Here is a 20,703-nt window from a genome sequence, read left to right as displayed (position 1 = left end):
CGACATGCTCAAGCAAGCACTGACACATAACGGTTTGATCGCGATCCTGCGGGGCGTGCGTCCTGAAGAGGCCGCGGGCATCGGCCAGGTGCTGTACCAAGCCGGCTTTCGGGTGATCGAAGTGCCACTCAACTCACCGGATCCGTACACCAGCATTCGCACCCTGCGCGATACCTTGCCGGCTGATTGCCTGATCGGTGCCGGTACCGTGTTGACCCCCGAACAGGTGACGCAGGTGAAAGCCGCCGGCGGTCAAGTGATCGTCATGCCCCACAGCGATGCCAAGGTATTGCGGGCGGCCAAAGCGGCAGGTTTGTACCTGTCACCCGGGGTCGCCACGCCCACTGAAGCCTTCGCCGCGCTGGCTGAAGGCGCCGATGTATTGAAGCTGTTCCCTGCCGAGCAAATGGGCCCGGCGGTGGTCAAGGCCTGGCTCGCGGTATTGCCGGCCGGCACGGTGTTGCTGCCGGTAGGCGGAATTACACCAGAGAACATGCAGGTGTTTTTCGACGCGGGCGTCAAAGGTTTCGGCCTGGGCTCCGGGTTATTCAAGCCGGGCATGAGCGCCGATCAAGTGGCGAGCCGCGCCCAAGCCTACGTCTCGGCCTGGAACGCCTTGGGCTGATTACCTTTCTCCATCTACAAGAGCGATAAGAAGATGAAAATCACCAAACTGACGACCTTCATCGTCCCGCCGCGCTGGTGCTTCCTCAAGATAGAAACCGACCAGGGCGTGACCGGTTGGGGCGAACCCGTGGTCGAGGGCCGTGCCCATACCGTGGCCGCCGCTGTGGAAGAGCTTTCCGACTACTTGATCGGCAAAGACCCACGCAACATTGAAGACATCTGGACCGTGCTCTATCGCGGCGGCTTCTACCGTGGCGGCGCGATTCACATGAGTGCGTTGGCCGGTATCGACCAGGCGCTGTGGGACATCAAGGGCAAAGCCCTCGGGGTGTCGGTCAGTGACCTGCTGGGTGGTCAGGTGCGGGACAAGATCCGTGTCTATTCCTGGATCGGTGGCGACCGCCCTGCGGATACCGCCCGTGCCGCGAAAGAGGCTGTCGCTCGCGGTTTTACCGCCGTGAAAATGAACGGTACCGAAGAGCTGCAATTTCTCGACAGTTTTGAAAAAGTCGACCAGGCCCTGGCCAACGTTGCCGCCGTACGTGATGCGGTGGGGCCTAACGTCGGTATCGGTGTGGACTTCCATGGCCGAGTGCACAAGCCCATGGCCAAGGTGCTGATGAAGGAGTTGGACCCTTACAAACTGATGTTTATCGAAGAGCCGGTGCTCAGCGAAAACTACGAAGCGCTGAAAGAACTGGCGCCCCTGACCAGCACCCCGATAGCCCTCGGCGAGCGGCTGTTTTCCCGTTGGGATTTCAAGCGAGTGCTCAGCGAAGGCTACGTCGACATCATCCAGCCGGATGCCTCCCACGCCGGCGGCATCACCGAAACCCGCAAGATCGCCAACATGGCCGAAGCCTACGATGTGGCCCTGGCCCTGCACTGCCCGCTGGGCCCGATTGCCCTGGCGGCATGCCTGCAACTGGACGCGGTTTGCTACAACGCATTCATCCAGGAGCAGAGCCTGGGCATTCACTACAACGAGAGCAATGACCTGCTTGATTACGTCCGCGATCCGGGGGTTTTCGACTACGACCAGGGCTTCGTGAAAATCCCTAACGGGCCAGGCCTGGGTATCGAGATCAACGAGGAGTACGTGATCGAGCGCGCCGCCATCGGTCATCGTTGGCGCAACCCGATCTGGCGCCACGCCGATGGCAGTTTTGCGGAGTGGTAAACCCCGCGCGAGTCATCTGAAGGAACGGGTCGGTGTGGGCTTGCTGTAGCCGCTGCCGAGGCACGAGGCTGCGATGGGTTTGGTGCGGCATTCCGACGTAGCGGCCCTTTGGGCGGTCCTGCGGACACGCATCGCAGCCTCGTACCTCGGCAGCGGCTACAGCAAGCCCGCACCACCTTTGACTCGGTTTCTCCAATAAGTCCCTCAATAAACATAAAAAGAGGCACCCCCCATGCAACCTGAATCCTTCACAGGGCAGGCGAAGCTGGTCACGCCCAGCCGAAAGCGCTATTTCATCATGGTCCTGCTGTTTATCACCGTGGTGATCAACTACCTGGACCGCAGCAACCTGTCGATTGCCGCCCCAGCCCTGACCTCTGACCTGGGTATCGACCCGGTGCATGTGGGGTTGATCTTCTCCGCCTTCGGCTGGACCTACGCCGCCATGCAAATTCCTGGTGGGTGGCTGGTGGACCGGGTTCCACCACGTATTCTGTACACCGTGGCCTTGTTGCTATGGTCTATTGCCACCGTCATGCTTGGCTTTGCCGCGAGCTTCATTGCGCTGTTCGTTTTGCGCATGGCGGTGGGTGCTCTGGAGGCCCCGGCTTATCCCATCAACAGCCGCGTGGTCACCAGCTGGTTTCCCGAGCGTGAGCGCGCCACGGCCATTGGTTTCTATACCTCCGGGCAGTTTGTCGGGCTGGCGTTCCTGACACCGGTACTGGCCTGGATGCAGCATCACTATGGCTGGCAAGTAGTGTTTTTCAGCACCGGGGCCGTGGGTATTCTCTGGGCGTTGATCTGGTACGCGGTGTACCGTGAGCCCCGGGATTTCAAGGGGGTTAACAGCGCTGAAATCGAATTGATCCGCGAAGGCGGCGGACTGGTGGATCTGTCTTCGCAAACGGCCAAACGCAAGGCCTCCTTCAGTTGGGTTGATCTGGGGATTGTGTTGAGCAAACGCAAACTCTGGGGCATTTACCTGGGGCAGTTCTGCCTGAACTCCACGCTGTGGTTCTTCCTGACGTGGTTCCCCACCTACCTGGTGAAATATCGCGGTATGGACTTCATCAAGTCTGGCCTGCTGGCGTCCCTGCCCTTCCTGGCGGCGTTTGTCGGCGTACTGTGTTCCGGCTTGTTTTCCGACTGGCTGATTCGTCGCGGCGCTTCGGTGGGTTTTGCCCGTAAGCTGCCGATTATTAGCGGACTGTTGATTTCCACGGCGATCATTGGGGCCAACTTTGTCGACTCGACAGGTTGGGTGATTGCGTTCTTGGCAGTGGCATTCTTCGGCAATGGTCTGGCGTCGATCACCTGGTCATTGGTGTCGACCCTGGCGCCTGCGCGGTTGCTGGGGTTAACGGGCGGCGTGTTCAATTTCATTGGCAACCTCGCGGCGATTACCACGCCGATTGTTATCGGCTTTCTGGCCAGCGGGGATTCGTTTGCACCGGCTATCACGTACATCTCAGTACTCGCGCTGCTGGGTGCGTTGTCCTATGTGCTGCTGGTGGGCAAGGTTGAACGTATTGAATTGAAGGACGAGCGGGCGACCTGAGGTCGCCCGTTTTATCCAGGTTACGGCGCTATCGGGACCGACATTTCGTTACGGAAGATATTGTGAGGGTCCCAGCGTTTCTTGGTGCGGCGCAGGCGGCTTTCAATGATGGTGTTCGGGAAAAAGATCCGGTACCACTGGTCGTTTTTCCCGTTGGCCGGATCGCCTCCCAGGAACATCATGTCCAAGTCTGGATAGTTGATGTAACACCCCTCGAACTGATCATTGACGGGTACGCCCGAAGTGTCGGAGAAGGCCTGGAAATAGAGTCCACGGATCTACCCTGCGTGGGCCTGGTCCGACTCGGCAGACGCGTCACGCCAGTAACATTGCGGTTGCCACTTGAGGTAGGACGAGCGTTGGGCCGCCGAGGTCTGCGCTCGTACCGGGCCATCCATTTCATTGATGCGACCGCCAAAGGACTGGATCTGGATCAGGCTCTGGGTCAGGAAGTTCTCTGGGTCTGGTCGGGTCAGGGTCGCCCAGATCGCGGTGAGCACCTGAGGCGTAAAAATACCTTTCTGGTAGGCCGACTTGTAGCGGCCTCGTTGGTTGTCGCCGGAGCCGTTGACCGATTGGGTGAAGGCCAGCCAATCCATGCGCCTGGCCACTTGATGCGCCACCTCCAGTGAGTCGATCGTGCGTCCGGCCTGGCTGCCCCGCGGCAGGTGAACAACGTAGAACGGTGTGATGGATTCGGTCGCCCTTATCCCGGCGGCGGCGAGCAGGCGGCTGACGAAATCATCGAAGGGCGCCATGTCCTCAAGCAGTCCATTCTTGTCCACATAGTGAATGCCCAATGTCACGTTGCCAGTGTGCTGATGACGCATCTCCAGTTTGGTCGCCAGACCCCAGGTGTCGGGGTTTGCCTGGTTGTCGACGAACCAGGCTTGATAGGCTGCCAGCAGGCGATTGAGAACGTAGGGAGTCAGGTCGGCCCAGTCCCACTCCAGCACCAGCCAGTAAACCTCTTTGGGGGCTTCCGGCAATGTCTTGAAATAATAACTGGTAATAATCCCGAACTGACCACCACCGGCACCGCAGCAGGCAGCAAACAGATCCAGCTCGTCGGGGTTCGTGCTTTCCCGGGATACGTGGATGGGCTGCAGCCCAGTGCCTTGCGGGTTTGGCACCAGAAGATCGACGCCGGACAACCAGTCGCAACTCAGGCCGTGCTTGCGTGACAGAAAACCGTATCCGCCGCCACAGATATGGCCGCCTGCACCAACGGAATAACACGAACCGCCGGGAAGGGTTTTACCAGCCGTTTTGTACAGCGCGACATAGGCATCCCAGTTCTGGCTGCCGGCCGCGAGGCGAAACTGATAGCGATAAGGTGCATTCGGTACAAGCACGGAGCCGACTTGCCCGTCGGCCTGATAAGCCATGGCGTTCAACGGCCCGATGTCGAGAATCGACAGCACTTCGGCGGGATCGTCGGGCATTCGGTTGGAGACAAACCCTTCATAGCAATGGCCACCGCTGCGTACGGTAACGCGCCCACCAGGAATGGCCAAGGCTTGGGCGGCAGCGTCGACAATGCCTTGTTCGTCGTGGCAGACATAGATACGTTCCGCGCCATTGGGTGACGATTCTCCCTGCACATTGCCTATGGGCCAGCGCAGGTTGAAACCTTTCTGCAGGGTGGAGTGGCGACGGTCCGAGGGGGTGATGAGATCAAATGCCATGATGTACTCCAAAGAGTCAGAATGACTTCTGATGCGACTAAACTTAACGACCGAAATGGCAAGAAATGCAGGTGCGAGCTTGCGGGGCAGTTAGATAGCAATAGGCATGAAGTGCGTTACGGGCCCGGATACCTATGAAGCCCGCCTATTGAGCCTAGCGCAGAAAATGAAACGGCCGAGGGTTTAAGCAACCCCTCGGCCGTTTGTTCTCCAGATGGGTTCTAGTACAGAGCACCGTCCAGAATCTGATAGACGATGCTGGTGCCAATCGCGATCAACACGACATCCCCACCTGAGCGCCGCCATTCGTAGCCGGGGTATTGCGGCAGGCGCGCCAGCGCACGATTGTCCAGGCGTTCGCCGTAGTAGTTACGCGGCAGTGGCTGGCCTCTGACCAGACGAACACCGGGAGGCGGCGGTGCGCCTCGGCGGAAATCGTTGTGGTTGTCGCGGATGACTTGTCGCACGGGACCGAAGTCCTGGGGTGGGCCGCCACGGTGGTTGTCCTGGGGGCCACGATGATCGTCGCCCCGTTGCTCATATTGGCCTTGGGGGCCACCGTGATCAGGGCCGCCGCGTTGGTCAGGTGGTGCCGCTTGCACCAAGGCACTGGCACCGAGCATCAGCACGCCTGCACCGACAATCAAACGTTTGGGCATCTTCATTGGGTATTCCTCACGGCGCGAACAACAAAAAGGGATTTCAAACGAGGTTCGAAATCCCTTGGTCTTGCTGCTTAGGCCGTGATTTAGCGGCATGATTCCTCTGTATCAGGAACTTTACCTACCGCTTACAGGCCGCTTACTTGCGAGCGTTGCGAACACCTTCCGACAGCGCGGCACACAGGCTCAAAACCCCATCGATCGCCTGCTGGTCATTGCTGGCATTGGCGATGTGGTCGATCAGTGCCGAACCTACCACCACACCGTCCGCCAGGCGCGCGATGGCTGCGGCCTGCTCCGGGGTGCGGATACCAAAACCGATGCTGATGGGCAGGTCGGTATGGCGACGCAAACGCGTAACGGCTTCTTCAACATGCTCCAGAGTGGCAGCGCCGGCACCCGTCACACCGGCAACCGACACGTAGTACACAAAGCCGGAGCTGCCGTTGAGCACGGTCGGCAGGCGCACATCGTCGGTGGTCGGCGTGGTCAGGCGGATAAAGTCGATACCGGCAGCCTGGGCTGGGTCGCACAGCTCGCCGTTATGTTCCGGCGGCATGTCGACCACAATCAGGCCATCAACACCCGCTTCCTTGGCATCGCTGATGAAGCGCGGCACGCCGTACATGTGAATCGGGTTGAAGTAGCCCATCAGCACCAGCGGTGTGTCGCTGTTGTCCTTGCGGAACTCGCGGACCATCTGCAGGGTTTTCACCAGGTTCTGCTTGGCAGTCAGCGCACGGATGTTAGCCAGTTGAATGGCCGGGCCGTCGGCCATCGGGTCGGTGAAGGGCATGCCTAGCTCGATCACGTCGGCACCGGCCGCCGGCAGGCCCTTGAGGATTGCCAGTGAAGTGTCATAACCCGGGTCGCCGGCGGTGACGAAGGTCACCAGGGCGGCGCGGTTTTGTTCTTTCAGTTGCGCAAAACGTGTTTGCAGGCGGCTCATGAGTGTTTCTCCTGCTGAGACTGTTCCATGTGGTGCATCACGGTTTGCATGTCTTTGTCGCCACGGCCGGACAGGTTGACCACCATCAGGTGATCCTTGGGCAGGGTCGGTGCGCGCTTGAAGACTTCGGCCAGGGCGTGGGCGCTTTCCAGTGCAGGAATAATCCCTTCCAGGCGGCAGCATTTGTGAAAGGCGTCGAGGGCTTCGTTATCAGTCACCGAGGTGTACTGAACACGGCCGATGTCATGCAACCAGGCGTGTTCAGGGCCGATGCCGGGGTAATCCAGGCCGGCGGAAATCGAGTGGGCGTCGATGATCTGGCCGTCGTCGTCCTGCAGCAGGAAGGTACGGTTGCCGTGGAGCACGCCCGGTACGCCGCCGTTGAGGCTGGCGGCGTGTTTGCCGGTTTCGATGCCATGGCCAGCCGCTTCGACGCCGATGATTTCCACGCGGGTGTCATCCAGGAACGGGTGGAACAGGCCCATGGCGTTGGAGCCGCCGCCGATGCATGCCACCAGGCTGTCGGGCAGACGGCCTTCCTGGGCTTGCAACTGGTCACGGGTTTCCTTGCCGATCACCGCCTGGAAGTCGCGGACCATGGCCGGATACGGGTGTGGACCGGCCACGGTACCGATCAGGTAGAAGGTGCTGTCGACGTTGGTTACCCAGTCACGCAGGGCTTCATTCATTGCATCTTTGAGGGTGCCGGTGCCAGCAACCACGGGGATCACTTCGGCGCCCAGCAGCTTCATGCGGAACACGTTGGCCTGTTGGCGCTCGATGTCGGTGGTGCCCATGTAGATCACGCATTGCAGGCCAAAGCGCGCGGCGACGGTGGCAGTGGCTACACCGTGCATGCCGGCGCCGGTCTCGGCGATGATGCGTTTCTTGCCCATGCGCCGCGCCAGCAGGATCTGGCCGATGCAGTTGTTGATCTTGTGAGCGCCGGTGTGGTTCAGCTCTTCGCGCTTGAGGTAAATCTTGGCGCCGCCGCAGAACTCGGTCAGGCGTTCGGCGAAGTACAGCGGGCTTGGACGTCCGACGTAGTCGCGCTGGAAGTAGGCCAGTTCTTCGTTGAAGGCCGGATCGATCTTTGCCGCTTCGTATTCGCGGGCCAGGTCGAGAATCAACGGCATCAGGGTTTCCGCCACGTAGCGGCCGCCGAACGCGCCAAACAGGCCATTGGCGTCAGGGCCGTTGCGTAAATCGGTCTGGGTCTGAGTCATGGGGACGCTCCAGGGCTGCTATTTGAAAAGAGGAATAAGAAAACAATGACGGCCACTCTACCCCTGACGCTTTGCGGTGAAAACCGATAAGATCGCCGTAACCTGTCAGGAAAACTCACAGATGAATCGAGACCTTCCGCCACTCAACGCTCTGCGCGCGTTCGAGGCCACTGCCCGGCTCAACAGCGTCAGTCAGGCCGCTGAGCAGTTGCATGTGACCCATGGTGCGGTCAGCCGACAGCTGAAAGTGTTGGAAGCACACCTGGGCGTCAGCTTGTTCGTCAAGGATGGACGCGGCCTTAAACTCACAGATGCAGGCATCCGGTTGCGAGACGCCAGTTTTGAGGCGTTTGAGCGCTTGAGGGAGGTGTGTGCAGAACTCACGCAAAGCAGTGCGGACGCGCCGTTTGTGCTGGGTTGTTCAGGAAGTTTGCTGGCCCGCTGGTTCATTCCCCGATTGGGGCGCCTGAACGCCGAGCTGCCGGATTTGCGTCTGCACCTGTCGGCCGGTGAAGGCGATCTCGATCCCCGGCGCCCGGGGCTGGACGCGCTGCTGGTGTTTGCCGAACCGCCATGGCCTGCTGATATGCAGGTCTACGAATTAGCCCGTGAGCGTATCGGCCCGGTGATGAGCCCGCGTTTTGTTCATTATGAGCGTCTGCGCCAGGCGCCTGCCGAGTCGCTGCTGGGCGAACCCCTGCTGCACACCACCTCGCGTCCGCAAGCCTGGCCCAGTTGGGCGCAGCACCACGGGATCGAGTCCGGCGCGTTGAAGTACGGGCAGGGTTTCGAGCATTTGTATTATTTGCTGGAAGCCGCCGTGGCCGGCCTGGGTGTGGCGATTGCCCCTGAGCCGCTGGTGGCGGAAGACGTGCGGGCGGGGCGCCTGGTTGCGCCATGGGGTTTCAGTGAAACCCCGGCGCAACTGGCGTTGTGGCTACCCAAGCGCGCCGCTGACGGGCGCGCTCGGCAACTGGCGCAATGGCTCAAGGCTGAGCTGGCGCGGCAAGACGTTTAGTCGCCGCGTTTGCACAGCAGGTAAGCAGCCAGCAGGCCCAGCGCACCGATGGCGACGCCTGCAGTAGTCCATGGGTGTTCTTGGGCGTAGTCCCGGGTGGCGACACCGGTTTCACGGATTTTAACTTTGCTTTCTTCATAAGCATCGCTGATCAGATGACGCGAGTGCTTGAGGGCGTTCTCGGCATTGCTTTTCAGAGCCTTCAAAGTTTTGCGCGACTCGTCGGACGCATCGTCCTTGAGGCTCTCGAGGGATTTGAGCAGGCTCGAAATCTCGGCTTCCATGCTTTCCAATGACGCTTTGCGTAACGAGGTGTTGGCCATGTGGGCTCTCCAGGAGTGATTGAGTGGCGTGTGTTGATTCCGACTGCGGCGGTTTCAGAAAGTGCAGTAAATCTGAACTTTCGAGTGGGAACGGTCGCCAGAAGCAGTACGAGGAATCACTGCTAGGCTTGATTAACGACTAAAGGAGAAACTGCCATGACTGATCATCACACCTACAAGAAAGTCGAATTGGTGGGCTCGTCCCCTACCAGCATTGAAGACGCCATCAACAATGCCCTGGCCGAGGCCAGCAAGAGCATCAAGCATCTGGAGTGGTTTGAAGTGACCGAAACCCGTGGCCACATCAAGGATGGCAAGGCGGCGCATTTCCAAGTCACCCTCAAGGTGGGTTTCCGCATTGCCAATAGTTGATTGCGTGGGTTGAACTTGCGCGCTGGCCGATTGCCATAAGCAGCGCTACAACCATAGGGGGCCGATGCGCTACGTGTCGGTGCGCTCTTTTCAACCAGCGCAAGGAAAGTAACGGATGAAAAATTTCTTTTTGGTAACAGGTTTGGCGATAGGTTTGTTAGGTGCGGGCACCGCTCTGGCGGCCAAACCCTGTGAAGAGCTGAAAAGCGAAATTGCAGCGAAAATCGATGCCAAAGGTGCTACAGGGTATTCCCTGGAAGTAGTCGATAAAGGCGCTGCGGCTGACGGCAAGGTCGTTGGCACCTGCGACGGTGACACCAAGGAAATCGTCTACAAACGCGGGTGATCCCGTGTTTCAGACATAAAAACCGACGCAGGTGCGTCGGTTTTTTTATGCCTCGCGCTTAACCCTTCATCACCTGCGACAGCAGCTCGTAGGAATGAATCCGGTCAGCGTGCTCGTACAAGTCGCAGGTAAAGATCAGTTCATCGGCGCCGGTTTGCTCGATCAACACTTCCAGCTTGGCGCGAATTTTCGCCGGGCTGCCCACCATCGCCAGTCCGAGGAAGCTGCCTACGGCGTCTTTCTCATGAGGCAACCACAGACCGTCCATGGTTTTCACCGGTGGGCGCTGCACCAGGCTTTGCCCACGCATCAAGGCGAGGATTCGCTGGTAAACCGAGGTGGCCAGGTAATCGGCCTGCTCATCGGTGTCGGCGGCTACCAGCGGGATGCCGAGCATCACGTAGGGCTTATCCAACACCGCCGAAGGCTTGAAGTGGTTGCGATAGACGCGAATCGCCTCGTGCATCAGGCGTGGTGCGAAATGGGAGGCGAAGGCGTAGGGCAAACCGCGCTCGCCCGCCAGTTGCGCGCTGAACAGGCTCGAACCCAATAGCCATACGGGCACGTTGGTGCCGGTGCCTGGTACAGCAATCACCCGTTGGTCCGGAGTGCGCGGGCCCAGGTACGCCATCAGTTCTGTCACATCTTCCGGGAAGTCATCGGCGCTGCCGGAGCGTTCGCGGCGCAGGGCGCGGGCGGTCATCTGGTCGGAGCCGGGCGCGCGGCCCAGGCCCAGGTCGATACGGCCCGGGTAGAGGCTTTCCAGGGTGCCGAATTGTTCGGCGATCACCAGCGGCGCGTGGTTGGGCAGCATCACACCGCCGGAGCCGACCCGGATGGTCGAGGTGCCGCCGGCCAGATAGCCCAGCAATACCGAGGTCGCCGAGCTGGCGATGCCGTCCATGTTGTGGTGTTCGGCCACCCAGAAGCGGTTGTAGCCGAACTTCTCCACATGCTGGGCCAGGTCCAGGGAATTGCGCAGTGATTGCGCCGGACTGCCGTTGGCCCGCACGGGCACCAGGTCGAGGGTTGAGAACTTCACGTCGGACAGCGGTTTCATAAGCCTGCTTCTCCAAGGGGTGCGCAGGCTTTTTTGATGAGCCAAAACCTGCCGCTTCATGTGCATGCTCTATGCAATGAGGGCATATACCCGAGATTCAATAGCTGATACGAATTTGCCTACTCGATAAGTGGGTCTGTCCGACAAGATGAACTTTGCCAGAGCTTCTATCCTCAGAACCCTTACAGACGCAAAACCACAGTTGAGGAGACAGCTATGAGTATCCAGAAAAAAGCATCGGCTCATTGGGAAGGTGATCTGAAAACCGGCATCGGTTCGATTTCTACGGAGACCGGCGTACTCCGTGAAGCGCCCTACGGCTTCAAGGCACGTTTCGAAGGCGGCAAGGGTACCAACCCTGAAGAACTGATCGGGGCTGCCCATGCGGGGTGTTTCTCCATGGCCTTTTCCATGATTCTCGGGGATGCCGGGCTCAAGGCCGACAGCATCGACACCGAGGCCGAAGTCACCCTGGACCAGGTGGATGGCGGCTTTGCGATCACGGCGGTGCATCTGACCCTCAAGGCGAAAATCCCCGGGGCCAGCCAGGCGCAGTTCGATGAGCTGAGCAAGAAGGCCAAGGAAGGTTGCCCGGTGTCCAAGGTGTTGAATGCCAAGATCACATTGGATGGCACCCTGGTTAGTTGATCCAAGCCCCTTGCAGGAGCGAGCAAGAACTAGGCGTCCCCCTCGCTCCTGCCTATGCAAATGTGGTCGAATAGATGACTGCAGCGTGAGCGCACACTCGTGCGCAATGCATTTAGGGAGCTTCACTCATGAAACGTTTTGCCTTGGCGATTATCTGCGGTGCATTGGCGACTTCGGCCCTGGCCGCGCCAAAGGACTGTGAAGAGCTTCGCAAAGAGATCGAAGTCAAGATCCAGGCCAATGCCGTTCCGTCCTACACCCTGGAAATCGTCAGCAAGGAAGAAGCGGATAAGCACGATAGCGCCATGGTCGTTGGTACCTGTGAAAACGGCACCAAAGCCATTGTTTATCAAAGGAACAACGACTGATCAGAGGCAGTTGACGCTGCGTTCCTCAGCCAGCAACTGGCGCGCCGCGTTGTACAGCCGGATGTTCGGGGTATAGGCCAACGACCGTCCTTCCAGGCGGTACCGCTGGCCGGCTTCGAAATGGTCGTATTGCACGGTAATGAAGCAGGTCCGCTCACCCATTTGCCCCAGCCCGCCGAAGCTGCCGCCGGTAGGCACTTCGAAATCAAAGCGCACCATCAATTCGTGGCTGCCGGGCGGGACCTGGAAGAAGCGCCCGTCGCTCAGAGTTTTTCCATCCAGACGTTGAGCCATTACCAACTTGGCCCCGGGTGTCGGGGTGGCGAAGTCGATCCAGGCTTGCTGTGGGTCGACCGGCGGGATGGGCGTCGACGTGCAGGCGCTTAGAAAAATCGCGGCAATTGAAAGCAAAAGCTGACGCATGGTAAGCACTCGACGCTAGGAATAGCCCCAGCATAGCGCCGATCAACTCTGTTGGCAGCCCGCGGGTTTGGCTTGGCTGATGACCTTGTGATCCTGGTCATACAGTTTTGCCCAAGCCCTGAAACCGGTGCTACCGGCCTGCACCTGGTAGCGCTCGCCCGCGCTGAAATCCTTGAACGTCAGGTTGAGCCGGCAATCACGCCACAGGCGCTGCGCATCGGGGCCTATGTTGCTGGCCTCGACGGGGAATTGATAACGCACGGTTAACTCATGGCGGCCTGGTGGCACTTCGAAATAACGTTTATCAGTGGTGGTCTTGTCATCGACTTCCAGCGCGTGCAGCGCCGCTTCTTGGCCGCTGTCGAGGTCAATCCAGGCCTGGGCCGGATCGGGGTCCGGTAACCCGACGCAACCGGTCAGGATCAGCACACTACCGGTCAACATGAACATGCGCATGGCAAAACTCCGTGCAAGCGAGATAGTCTGGCGGGCAGACTCTCCGAGGTGGTGGTAATGGTTGGGCGTTGGTGTTCACGTCATGGGTTACTTGATCGTCATTTCCGGTTTTTGTTTCCGGGTCTCATGCTTTGGCTGCTCAACGGTTGTTCGAGCGTGGGTTACTACGGCCAGTTGGCGAGCGGCCAATGGCAACTGTTGCGTGCCCGGGAGCCAGTAGCCCAAGTAATCGCGGACCCCTCGCGGCCACAGCTCCTGCGCGCTCACCTGGCCCAATCGCAGAAGGCCCGCACTTTCGCCAGTCAGCACCTGCACTTGCCGGACAACCGAAGCTACCGCCTCTACGCTGATATTGGCCGGCCCTTTGTCGTCTGGAATGTCTTCGCCACGTCCGAATTTTCCTTATTGCCACAGACTCACTGTTTTCCGATTGCCGGTTGTGTGGCCTACCGGGGTTATTACAGCCAGGGCGCCGCCCGTGGCGAGGCGGCGTTGCTGCAGCAGCAAGGCATGGACGTGTCGGTGGGTGGTGTCGAAGCCTATTCGACCTTGGGCTGGTTCAATGACCCGATCATGAGTTCGATGATGAGCTGGGGCGATGAGCGCCTGGCCACATTGATCTTTCATGAGTTGGCGCATCAGCGGTTTTATGTGAGGGATGACACCGAGTTCAACGAGTCGTTTGCCACCTTCGTCGAGCAGGAAGGTACGCGCCAGTGGCGTGCTGCTCGCGGGTTGCCACCGGCCAGTGAGTCGGCGTTGAAACAGCGGGATCAGTTTATCCAGCTGATTCTCGACACCCGCGGGCGACTGGAGCGCGTGTATCTGCAGCCATTGTCAGCAGACAACATGCGTCTCGCCAAAGCCGCTGAGTTTGAGCGCTTTCGCAGCGACTACCGGCAGATGCGCGATGGGCAATGGCGCGGTGATAAGCGCTACGACACCTGGGTTAATGCGCCGATGAACAATGCACGGCTGTTGCCGTTCGGCTTGTATGACCGGTGGGTGCCAGCGTTTGCAGCACTGTTTCGGCAGTCGGGCGGGGACTGGCTGAAGTTTTATGCGGCGGTGGAGAAGCTGGGTGGATTGCCGGTGGATAAGCGCAAGGTGGCGCTGAGCCAATTGGAAGGCTGAAGTGCTGCTACGAAAAATCTTTCTTCATAAACGCCTGATGCAGCTCGGCCAAGGTTTCAAAATGCCAGGCCGGCGACTCTGCGCTCAACTCCTCACGGCTGCCAAACCCATACCCCACGGCCGCCGCATCCAGCCCATTGTGGTGGGCGCCGATCAGGTCGTGTTTGCGGTCGCCGATCATCAGGGTGCTGGCTGGGTCCAGGCCTTCTTCGGCCATCAGGTGGGCAATCAGCTCGACCTTGTTGGTCCGCGTGCCGTCCAGCTCGCTGCCGTAGATCACTTTGAAGTGCTTGGCGAAATCAAAATGCCGGGCGATTTCACGGGCAAACTCCCAGGGTTTGGAGGTGGCGACATACAGCTGCCGGCCCTGGCCGTTCAACGCCTCAAGTAGCGGCATGACACCCTCGAACACGCGGTTTTCATACAGCCCGGTGACCTTGAAACGCTCGCGGTAAAAATTCACCGCCTCCCAGGCCTTGGCCTCATCGAAGCCGTAAAACTGCATGAACGCCTGCAGCAGCGGCGGGCCGATGAAGTGTTCCAGCTTGGTCAGGTCCGGCTCATCGATCCCCAGTTTAGCGAGGGCGTATTGGATCGAGCGGGTGATGCCTTCCCGAGGGTCGGTCAGGGTGCCATCCAGGTCGAACAAAACGGTTTGGTAATGCATGGGTGTCCTTAACATTGGTCGAAGCCTTCGGCCAGGTGCAGGTCTTTGAGCTTCACGTAGTTCGCGGCACTGTAGGTGAAAAAGGCGCGCTCCTTGTCAGTCAACGGCCGGATCTGTTTCACCGGGCTGCCGACATACAAAAAGCCGCTCTCGAGTTTCTTGCCCGGCGGCACCAGGCTGCCGGCGCCGATGATCACATCGTCTTCCACCACCGCGCCGTCCATCACGATGCTGCCCATGCCGATCAGGATCCGGCTGCCCACCGTGCAGCCATGCAGCATGACCTTGTGGGCGATGGTCACGTCGTCGCCGATCAGCAGCGGGAAGCCGTCAGGATTGAAGGGGCCGGCGTGGGTAATGTGCAGCACGCAGCCGTCCTGGACGCTGGTGCGTGCACCGATACGGATACGGTGCATGTCGCCGCGAATCACCGTCAGCGGCCAGACCGAGCTGTCGGCGCCGATTTCGACATCGCCGATCACCACCGCCGATGCATCGACAAAAGCCCCGGCACTCAAGGCCGGCGTGTGGTTCTGGTAGGTGCGAAGGGTCACGATAGGCTCTCTCTCTTCTGCTGATAGCTGCGGTGGACATTGATTGTAATTAAGATGGCCCCATCTTTGTTCATACATGTTTCTTCAGCCAAGGTGCCCACCGTGAGCGCGAACAACCCTCTTCTGCAGTCCTACGACCTGCCGCCGTTCTCGGCGATCCGTGCCGAGCACGTGCAACCGGCCATCGAACAGATCCTGGCCGACAACCGTGTCGCCATCGAAGGCATCCTGCAAAGCCAGGGTAAAAATCCGACCTGGGCCGGGCTGATCCTGGCCATGGACGAACTCAATGACCGCCTGGGCGCGGCCTGGAGCCCGGTCAGCCACCTCAACGCCGTGTGCAACAGCGCCGAACTGCGCGAAGCCTACGAGGCCTGCCTGCCGGCATTGAGCGCCTATTCCACCGAGATGGGCCAGAACCGCGAGCTGTTCCAGGCCTTCGAAGCCCTGGCCAATAGCCCGGAAGCTGCCGATTTCGATGTGGCGCAAAAAACCATTCTGGAACACTCGCTGCGGGACTTCCGTCTGTCGGGTATCGACCTGCCTGAAGCTCAGCAAAAACGTTACGCCGAAGTACAGAGCAAGCTGTCGGAGTTGGGCAGCCGCTTCTCCAATCAATTGCTGGACGCTACCCAAGCCTGGACCAAGCACGTCACCGACGAAGCCACCCTCGCCGGCCTGACCGATTCGGCCAAGGCACAAATGGCCGCCGCTGCCCAGGCCAAGGGCCTTGATGGTTGGCTGATCACCCTGGAATTCCCCAGCTACTACGCGGTGATGACCTACGCTCACGACCGCGCCCTGCGCGAAGAAGTCTATGCAGCCTACTGCACTCGAGCGTCGGACCAAGGCCCGAATGCCGGTCAGAACGATAACGGCCCGGTGATGGAGCAGATCCTCGACTTGCGTCAGGAACTGGCTCAACTGCTGGGCTTTGCGTCTTTCTCCGAACTGAGCCTGGCCACCAAAATGGCCGAGTCCAGCGACCAGGTGTTGAGCTTCCTGCGGGACCTGGCCAAGCGTAGCAAGCCGTTCGCCACCCTGGATCTGCAACAGCTCAAGGCCTACGCCGCCGAACAAGGCTGTCCGGACCTGCAAAGTTGGGACAGCGGTTTCTACGGTGAAAAACTGCGTGAACAGCGTTACAGCGTTTCCCAGGAAGCCTTGCGCGCCTACTTCCCCATCGACAAGGTGCTGGGCGGCTTGTTCGCTATTGTCCAACGCCTGTACGGCATCGAGATCGCCGAGCAGAAAGGCTTCGACACCTGGCACCCGGACGTTCGCCTGTTCGAAATCAAGGAAAACGGCCAGCACGTTGGCCGCTTCTTCTTCGATCTGTACGCCCGCGCCAACAAGCGTGGTGGCGCCTGGATGGACGGTGCCCGCGATCGCCGCCGCACCCTCGATGGCGTATTGCAAAGCCCGGTGGCTAACCTGGTGTGCAACTTCACCCCGGCCGACAGTGGCAAGCCTGCCCTGCTGACTCACGATGAAGTGACTACGCTGTTCCACGAATTCGGCCACGGCCTGCATCACCTGTTGACCCGTGTTGAACACGCGGGTGTGTCCGGTATCAACGGTGTGGCCTGGGATGCGGTGGAGTTGCCGAGCCAGTTCATGGAGAACTGGTGCTGGGAGCCGGAAGGCCTGGCGCTGATTTCCGGTCACTACGAAACCGGTGAACCGCTGCCTCAGGACCTGCTGGAAAAAATGCTCGCGGCGAAGAATTTCCAGTCCGGCCTGATGATGGTTCGTCAGTTGGAATTCTCCCTGTTCGACTTCGAACTGCACGCCACCCACGGCGATGGGCGCAGCGTGTTGCAAGTGCTTGAGGGCGTACGTGACGAAGTCTCGGTGATGCGTCCGCCGGCCTACAACCGTTTCCCTAACAGCTTCGCCCATATCTTCGCCGGCGGTTATGCCGCGGGTTACTACAGCTACAAGTGGGCGGAAGTGCTGTCGGCGGATGCGTTCTCCAAGTTTGAGGAAGACGGTGTGCTCAACGCCGAAACCGGCCGTGCCTTCCGTGAAGCGATCCTGGCTCGTGGTGGTTCTCAGGCGCCGATGGTGCTGTTCGTCGACTTCCGCGGACGTGCGCCGTCGATTGACGCACTCTTGCGCCACAGCGGCCTGACCGAGGACGCAGCAGCATGAGTGAAGGACCTGTGAAAACTAAAAAGCGCTTTATCGCCGGGGCAGTCTGCCCGGCGTGCAGCGAGCCGGACAAGTTGATGATGTGGAGCGAGGACGACGTGCCGCACCGCGAATGCGTGGCCTGCGGTTATTCCGACACGCTCAATGAACAAGGTCTTTCGGTGCCCAAGGAATTGGGCACGCGGGTCAATACGTCGGCGTTGAAGGTGCCGGATCCCAAGGTGCAGGCGGTGCAGTTTTTCCCCAATCCGAAGCTGAAAAAAGACTGACTGAAATACCCATCGTCTTTCGCCCCTCCGAGGCGCAAGGCGATGTACATAGATACTGCTTTGCCCGGGTTCGTTCTTCTTAGACTTTTGAGTTCCAGTCCAAGGATGATAAGGATCGAACCCATGCCCGACCATAATCCGTTGTTACAGGTCTCTGACCTGCCATCTTTCTCGCAGGTTCGCACTGAACATCTTGCTTGGGCAGCGCAGGCGCTGATTGCCGACAGCCGCCGTCAGGTGGGCGAAATCATCCAAACCCAGGCCCTGATCCCTACATGGGATGACTTGGTGCTGGCCATGGATGACATTTACGCTCGTCTCGATGTTGCCCAAAACATGGTCACTGTACTGGGCTCTACTGTCGACAGTGGCTGGAAGAGCGCTGCCAGCGACTTTCATGGGCAGATGAACGGTTATAGAGCCGAACTGGCCGTCAATGCGCAGCTGTATGCTCTGTACGTACGCCTTGATGAGAGCCCGATAGCGGCGCTTTTCGATCCGTCACGTCAACGCATACTGAAGAAAACTCTGTCGCGGTATCGGCAATCAGGTGTCACGTTGCCGGCAACTGACCGTGACCGTTTGACTTACTTGACGGCGACCAATGCACAGCTTGAAAGCGATTTTTCCGAACGGCTCATTCAAGCGACCGCTGCGTGGAGCAAGCATGTCGAGGATGAGGCATTGCTCGAGGGCGTGCCAACAAGAATCAAGGACTCGATGGCGACCAAGGCTCGTGCGCAAGGATTGACGGGATGGCTGGTCACACTGGAGGCCGAGACGGTTCGGCGTTTGATCACTGACGCCCAGAACCGGACGTTGCGCCAGCAAGTGTGTGAAGCTTTTTTTAGCCGAGCGTCTGATATCGGACCCCACGCGGGGCTGTACGATAACAGCGACCACCTGGTGGTGGTGATGGAAGGGCGTCATGAGATAGCCAAATTGCTGGGTTACGACAACTTTGCCCAGTTGGCGCTTGAAAATCAGATGGTTGAGTCCACCGACCAAGTATTGGGTTTCTTCCAGAAACAGCTGGCGAACGAGCAATCCGCCTTTGCCAGTGAGCGCCTGCAACTACAGGCTATTGCCGCTACCTATGGCGTCTTCGACCTGAAGCTGTGGGACTACGCTTTTTTCTCGGAAAGGATTCGCCAGCAAGTTGCGGGTGTTTCGCCGGAACAGTTACGTGAATATTTTACGTTGGATGACACGCTCTTTCGTTTATGTGGGCTCCTCCAACAATTGTTTGGCGTGCAGATCGTTGAGCGCACGGATTCTGACACGTGGGCTGCGTCGGTTCGCCTGTTCGAGGTGAGGGAATATAACGAGGTCATCGGCTATGTGTTCTTCGAGCCTTTTTGGCGCGAAGGGTCAGATCAGGTTCCAAACACGGTTGCATTGCGTGATCGACACAAAGACGCAGAGGGTTTACTGACGCGTCCGATTGCGGTCTTGCAGTGCAACTTCATGCAAGGGCCGCCTGACCTTCCCTATTTGCTTGATCACACGCAGCTTAGAATTCTGTTCCATGAGTTTGGGCACTGCTTGCAACAAGTGCTGACAAGTGCCGAATCCCGGGAGATTTCGAGTTTGTCGGGTTATGGGCGTGATACTTCGGAGTTTATTGGCGAGTTTCTGGAGCAGTGGTGTTTCCATCCAGAAGTACTCATCTGGCTGTCCCGTCACTATCAGACAGGCGAGCGCCTGCCGAACGACCTGGCAGATAAACAGCTGGCCCATATCACTATTCAACGCAGCTGGGACACGGCCGAGTTGTTGATCAGTGCCCTATTCGATTTCGAGTTGCACAGGACATGGGGCGATGGGCGCAGCGTCAAGCAGGTGCTCGATGATGCGGCTGCGCGCGTCGGCCATCTCACCGAGTTGTCTGGCTTGCGACCGGCCAATCAACTGACTCACATCATGCAAGGTTATGCGGCCAGCCTATATTCCTACCGATGGTCAGGTGTTCTCGCAAAAGAAGCTTTTCAACGGTTCCAACGCGAGGGGTTGTTCAACCCGAAAACGGGACGTGGCTTGCGCGAGGCCGTATTGGCTCCGGGGAATTCGCGATCACTGCGTGATTCATTGCAGGCATTTCTTGGTGTGATGCCGGACACCTTGGTTTAGGGTCAGGAGCCACTGCTCGCCGTATTAATCCAACTCTTCATCGAGCACAGCGCAAACGCGCTGGTGCTGCAATCACCATTGGCCAGCGCCGTGCGCAGTTTGTCGATATCGGCCTTCATCATGTAGCGAACGCCATCCTTGAAGTGGGAGCTGTCGCCGAAACCACCCAAGGTCATTTCGTTCAGGGCATCTTCTTTGCTCCAGCCCTGCACCACCACTCGGTACATCGCCGAAATCAATCCTGTGCGGTCCGAACCATGCTTGCAGTGCATCAAGACCGGGCTGTTGGCCTCTGCGGTTTGGATGGCACGCAGGGCCGCCAGGATGTCGGCATCGTCGACATGGTTGGTGCGATAAGGCAATTGCACCTGTTTGATATCAGGCTTTTTCAGCCAACTGTCGTCTGATTCCGGCAGGAAGTTGATCACCGTTCCGATCTTGAGGCTTTCCAATACGGGAAGGGCAGTGCTGTCGGGCAAAGCACTGCGGTAGAGCGTGGGAGACATTTGATACAGGTTGTATTGCTTGGCCACAGGCTGAGCCCATTCCGCCGGGCGGGTGGGGGGCGCGTCGTCGGCTCGGGCGTGAACTGCCGCAAACAGTGTCATGAACGACAGGCAAAGTGCAGGCAGCAAATGATTCTTGAACATGCGCGGCGTAACCGAATAGGGAAATGGCTGATGGAGTTCAGGTTCGCCTATGGGGGGTCAACGTCGTGTGAGGTGCTCGTCAAAGAATCATGAATATCCGTGCTGATGCGAATGTTTTTACCGTGGATCGGTAAGATTTCCAGGCTGAATCGATTCCTCTTGATCCTTAGGCTGCTATCATTTGTAACGATTGATTGCTGCAGTGTTCTATTTTTCGGGGTCGGCTGGATCCCATTTA

General features: G+C 59.0%; 24 protein-coding genes. 12 read left to right on the top strand and 12 right to left on the bottom strand.

Features of this window, described 5'->3' with window-relative positions:
- Nucleotides 1–4 precede the first annotated feature (4 nt).
- From J7E41_RS05315 to J7E41_RS05305, 3 genes are all read left to right on the top strand, one after another.
- On the top strand, nt 5–625 hold the full coding sequence (locus J7E41_RS05315; protein ID WP_214990662.1) for a 2-dehydro-3-deoxy-6-phosphogalactonate aldolase: 621 nt from the start codon (nt 5–7) through the stop codon (nt 623–625).
- Between the two features lie 33 nt (nt 626–658).
- Nucleotides 659–1,807, top strand: coding sequence for a galactonate dehydratase (gene dgoD, locus J7E41_RS05310; RefSeq protein ID WP_214990659.1), 1,149 nt, complete (start codon nt 659–661; stop codon nt 1,805–1,807).
- A gap of 232 nt (nt 1,808–2,039) precedes the next feature.
- The gene (locus tag J7E41_RS05305) at nt 2,040–3,368 is read left to right on the top strand and encodes an MFS transporter (RefSeq protein ID WP_214990657.1); all 1,329 of its coding nucleotides are present in this window, start codon (nt 2,040–2,042) and stop codon (nt 3,366–3,368) included.
- 20 nt (nt 3,369–3,388) lie between these two features.
- Here J7E41_RS05305 and J7E41_RS27945 read toward each other — a convergent pair whose 3' ends face one another.
- The 5 genes from J7E41_RS27945 to trpB all read right to left on the bottom strand — a co-directional run bounded on the left by J7E41_RS27945 (nt 3,389) and on the right by trpB (nt 7,893).
- Nucleotides 3,389–3,571 carry a BBE domain-containing protein gene (locus tag J7E41_RS27945; RefSeq protein ID WP_353049389.1) on the bottom strand — a complete coding sequence of 61 codons (183 nt, stop codon included), beginning with the start codon at nt 3,569–3,571 and terminating at the stop codon, nt 3,389–3,391.
- 75 nt (nt 3,572–3,646) lie between these two features.
- Nucleotides 3,647–5,056, bottom strand: a complete 1,410-nt coding sequence (locus J7E41_RS05300; protein ID WP_251029341.1) for an FAD-binding protein — start codon at nt 5,054–5,056, stop codon at nt 3,647–3,649.
- Nucleotides 5,057–5,277: 221 nt separating this feature from the next.
- The gene (locus tag J7E41_RS05295) at nt 5,278–5,721 is read right to left on the bottom strand and encodes an anti-virulence regulator CigR family protein (RefSeq protein WP_214990655.1); all 444 of its coding nucleotides are present in this window, start codon (nt 5,719–5,721) and stop codon (nt 5,278–5,280) included.
- Between the two features lie 136 nt (nt 5,722–5,857).
- A complete protein-coding gene (trpA, locus tag J7E41_RS05290) occupies nt 5,858–6,667 on the bottom strand; it encodes a tryptophan synthase subunit alpha (protein ID WP_214990653.1) in 810 nt (269 codons plus the stop codon).
- Nucleotides 6,664–7,893 carry a tryptophan synthase subunit beta gene (gene trpB / locus J7E41_RS05285; protein ID WP_214990651.1) on the bottom strand — a complete coding sequence of 410 codons (1,230 nt, stop codon included), beginning with the start codon at nt 7,891–7,893 and terminating at the stop codon, nt 6,664–6,666. Before trpB ends, trpA begins: the two co-directional genes overlap by 4 nt.
- A gap of 121 nt (nt 7,894–8,014) precedes the next feature.
- Here trpB and J7E41_RS05280 point away from each other — a divergent pair, with 121 nt between their 5' ends.
- On the top strand, nt 8,015–8,911 hold the full coding sequence (locus J7E41_RS05280) for a LysR family transcriptional regulator (RefSeq protein ID WP_214990649.1): 897 nt from the start codon (nt 8,015–8,017) through the stop codon (nt 8,909–8,911).
- Here the strand turns inward: J7E41_RS05280 and J7E41_RS05275 are convergent.
- Nucleotides 8,908–9,234: a DUF883 family protein gene (locus J7E41_RS05275; protein ID WP_093514268.1), complete on the bottom strand. Its 327-nt coding sequence runs from the start codon at nt 9,232–9,234 to the stop codon at nt 8,908–8,910. The two genes, J7E41_RS05280 and J7E41_RS05275, sit on opposite strands and share 4 nt — an antisense overlap.
- A 156-nt stretch (nt 9,235–9,390) precedes the next feature.
- On the opposite strand from J7E41_RS05275, the gene J7E41_RS05270 reads away from it, so the two are divergent.
- Entirely contained in the window at nt 9,391–9,606 is a 216-nt protein-coding gene (locus tag J7E41_RS05270) for a dodecin (protein WP_029290270.1), read from the top strand.
- 115 nt (nt 9,607–9,721) lie between these two features.
- Nucleotides 9,722–9,952 (top strand): DUF1161 domain-containing protein, encoded by a 231-nt coding sequence (locus tag J7E41_RS05265; RefSeq protein ID WP_214990648.1) that lies wholly within the window; start codon nt 9,722–9,724, stop codon nt 9,950–9,952.
- A 58-nt stretch (nt 9,953–10,010) separates the two neighbouring features.
- Here the strand turns inward: J7E41_RS05265 and J7E41_RS05260 are convergent, their stop codons facing one another.
- On the bottom strand, nt 10,011–11,012 hold the full coding sequence (locus J7E41_RS05260) for an LLM class flavin-dependent oxidoreductase (protein ID WP_214990646.1): 1,002 nt from the start codon (nt 11,010–11,012) through the stop codon (nt 10,011–10,013).
- 216 nt (nt 11,013–11,228) lie between these two features.
- Here J7E41_RS05260 and J7E41_RS05255 point away from each other — a divergent pair, with 216 nt between their 5' ends.
- Both J7E41_RS05255 and J7E41_RS05250 read left to right on the top strand, forming a co-directional pair.
- Entirely contained in the window at nt 11,229–11,660 is a 432-nt protein-coding gene (locus tag J7E41_RS05255; RefSeq protein ID WP_214990644.1) for an OsmC family protein, read from the top strand.
- Nucleotides 11,661–11,788: 128 nt separating this feature from the next.
- Entirely contained in the window at nt 11,789–12,028 is a 240-nt protein-coding gene (locus J7E41_RS05250) for a DUF1161 domain-containing protein (protein WP_214990642.1), read from the top strand.
- Here J7E41_RS05250 and J7E41_RS05245 read toward each other — a convergent pair whose 3' ends face one another.
- Entirely contained in the window at nt 12,029–12,451 is a 423-nt protein-coding gene (locus tag J7E41_RS05245) for a hypothetical protein (RefSeq protein WP_214990640.1), read from the bottom strand.
- A 42-nt stretch (nt 12,452–12,493) separates the two neighbouring features.
- On the bottom strand, nt 12,494–12,907 hold the full coding sequence (locus J7E41_RS05240) for a hypothetical protein (protein ID WP_214990639.1): 414 nt from the start codon (nt 12,905–12,907) through the stop codon (nt 12,494–12,496).
- Nucleotides 12,908–13,033: 126 nt separating this feature from the next.
- On the opposite strand from J7E41_RS05240, the gene J7E41_RS05235 reads away from it, so the two are divergent.
- On the top strand, nt 13,034–14,041 hold the full coding sequence (locus J7E41_RS05235; protein ID WP_251029340.1) for an aminopeptidase: 1,008 nt from the start codon (nt 13,034–13,036) through the stop codon (nt 14,039–14,041).
- Between the two features lie 7 nt (nt 14,042–14,048).
- Here J7E41_RS05235 and J7E41_RS05230 read toward each other — a convergent pair whose 3' ends face one another.
- Together J7E41_RS05230 and J7E41_RS05225 are read right to left on the bottom strand one after the other, a co-directional pair.
- A complete protein-coding gene (locus J7E41_RS05230; protein ID WP_214990636.1) occupies nt 14,049–14,708 on the bottom strand; it encodes an HAD family hydrolase in 660 nt (219 codons plus the stop codon).
- 8 nt (nt 14,709–14,716) lie between these two features.
- Nucleotides 14,717–15,262, bottom strand: coding sequence for a gamma carbonic anhydrase family protein (locus J7E41_RS05225; RefSeq protein WP_214990634.1), 546 nt, complete (start codon nt 15,260–15,262; stop codon nt 14,717–14,719).
- A gap of 102 nt (nt 15,263–15,364) precedes the next feature.
- Between J7E41_RS05225 and prlC the strand changes: the two genes are divergently transcribed.
- The 3 genes from prlC to J7E41_RS05210 all read left to right on the top strand — a co-directional run bounded on the left by prlC (nt 15,365) and on the right by J7E41_RS05210 (nt 19,815).
- Nucleotides 15,365–17,416 (top strand): oligopeptidase A, encoded by a 2,052-nt coding sequence (gene prlC, locus J7E41_RS05220; protein ID WP_353049388.1) that lies wholly within the window; start codon nt 15,365–15,367, stop codon nt 17,414–17,416.
- Nucleotides 17,413–17,685, top strand: a complete 273-nt coding sequence (locus J7E41_RS05215) for a YheV family putative zinc ribbon protein (RefSeq protein ID WP_169357192.1) — start codon at nt 17,413–17,415, stop codon at nt 17,683–17,685. Before prlC ends, J7E41_RS05215 begins: the two co-directional genes overlap by 4 nt.
- A gap of 123 nt (nt 17,686–17,808) precedes the next feature.
- A complete protein-coding gene (locus J7E41_RS05210) occupies nt 17,809–19,815 on the top strand; it encodes a M3 family metallopeptidase (RefSeq protein WP_214990630.1) in 2,007 nt (668 codons plus the stop codon).
- 2 nt (nt 19,816–19,817) lie between these two features.
- Here J7E41_RS05210 and J7E41_RS05205 read toward each other — a convergent pair whose 3' ends face one another.
- On the bottom strand, nt 19,818–20,465 hold the full coding sequence (locus J7E41_RS05205; RefSeq protein ID WP_214990627.1) for a dual specificity protein phosphatase family protein: 648 nt from the start codon (nt 20,463–20,465) through the stop codon (nt 19,818–19,820).
- Between the last annotated feature and the right edge of the window lie 238 nt (nt 20,466–20,703).

It is taken from the genome of Pseudomonas fluorescens (assembly GCF_018614655.1).
In the GTDB taxonomy this organism is placed as follows: Bacteria; Pseudomonadota; Gammaproteobacteria; order Pseudomonadales; family Pseudomonadaceae; genus Aquipseudomonas; species Aquipseudomonas fluorescens_BX.
This window is presented reverse-complemented; position numbering and strand designations above follow the sequence as displayed.

Bases quoted from the DNA above. Each gene is read 5' to 3' on its own strand.
- J7E41_RS05230 (WP_214990636.1), bottom strand. From the start codon at position 14,708: ATGCATTACCAAACCGTTTTGTTCGACCTGGATGGCACCCTGACCGAC.
- J7E41_RS05205 (WP_214990627.1), bottom strand. From the start codon at position 20,465: ATGTTCAAGAATCATTTGCTGCCTGCACTTTGCCTGTCGTTCATGACA.
- J7E41_RS05255 (WP_214990644.1), top strand. From the start codon at position 11,229: ATGAGTATCCAGAAAAAAGCATCGGCTCATTGGGAAGGTGATCTGAAA.
- J7E41_RS05240 (WP_214990639.1), bottom strand. From the start codon at position 12,907: ATGCGCATGTTCATGTTGACCGGTAGTGTGCTGATCCTGACCGGTTGC.
- J7E41_RS05210 (WP_214990630.1), top strand. From the start codon at position 17,809: ATGCCCGACCATAATCCGTTGTTACAGGTCTCTGACCTGCCATCTTTC.
- J7E41_RS05300 (WP_251029341.1), bottom strand. From the start codon at position 5,056: ATGGCATTTGATCTCATCACCCCCTCGGACCGTCGCCACTCCACCCTG.
- J7E41_RS05265 (WP_214990648.1), top strand. From the start codon at position 9,722: ATGAAAAATTTCTTTTTGGTAACAGGTTTGGCGATAGGTTTGTTAGGT.
- J7E41_RS05295 (WP_214990655.1), bottom strand. From the start codon at position 5,721: ATGAAGATGCCCAAACGTTTGATTGTCGGTGCAGGCGTGCTGATGCTC.
- dgoD (WP_214990659.1), top strand. From the start codon at position 659: ATGAAAATCACCAAACTGACGACCTTCATCGTCCCGCCGCGCTGGTGC.
- J7E41_RS05305 (WP_214990657.1), top strand. From the start codon at position 2,040: ATGCAACCTGAATCCTTCACAGGGCAGGCGAAGCTGGTCACGCCCAGC.
- trpB (WP_214990651.1), bottom strand. From the start codon at position 7,893: ATGACTCAGACCCAGACCGATTTACGCAACGGCCCTGACGCCAATGGC.
- J7E41_RS05235 (WP_251029340.1), top strand. From the start codon at position 13,034: ATGCTTTGGCTGCTCAACGGTTGTTCGAGCGTGGGTTACTACGGCCAG.
- J7E41_RS05315 (WP_214990662.1), top strand. From the start codon at position 5: ATGCTCAAGCAAGCACTGACACATAACGGTTTGATCGCGATCCTGCGG.
- J7E41_RS05245 (WP_214990640.1), bottom strand. From the start codon at position 12,451: ATGCGTCAGCTTTTGCTTTCAATTGCCGCGATTTTTCTAAGCGCCTGC.
- J7E41_RS05260 (WP_214990646.1), bottom strand. From the start codon at position 11,012: ATGAAACCGCTGTCCGACGTGAAGTTCTCAACCCTCGACCTGGTGCCC.
- J7E41_RS05270 (WP_029290270.1), top strand. From the start codon at position 9,391: ATGACTGATCATCACACCTACAAGAAAGTCGAATTGGTGGGCTCGTCC.
- J7E41_RS05275 (WP_093514268.1), bottom strand. From the start codon at position 9,234: ATGGCCAACACCTCGTTACGCAAAGCGTCATTGGAAAGCATGGAAGCC.
- J7E41_RS05215 (WP_169357192.1), top strand. From the start codon at position 17,413: ATGAGTGAAGGACCTGTGAAAACTAAAAAGCGCTTTATCGCCGGGGCA.
- trpA (WP_214990653.1), bottom strand. From the start codon at position 6,667: ATGAGCCGCCTGCAAACACGTTTTGCGCAACTGAAAGAACAAAACCGC.
- J7E41_RS05250 (WP_214990642.1), top strand. From the start codon at position 11,789: ATGAAACGTTTTGCCTTGGCGATTATCTGCGGTGCATTGGCGACTTCG.
- J7E41_RS05280 (WP_214990649.1), top strand. From the start codon at position 8,015: ATGAATCGAGACCTTCCGCCACTCAACGCTCTGCGCGCGTTCGAGGCC.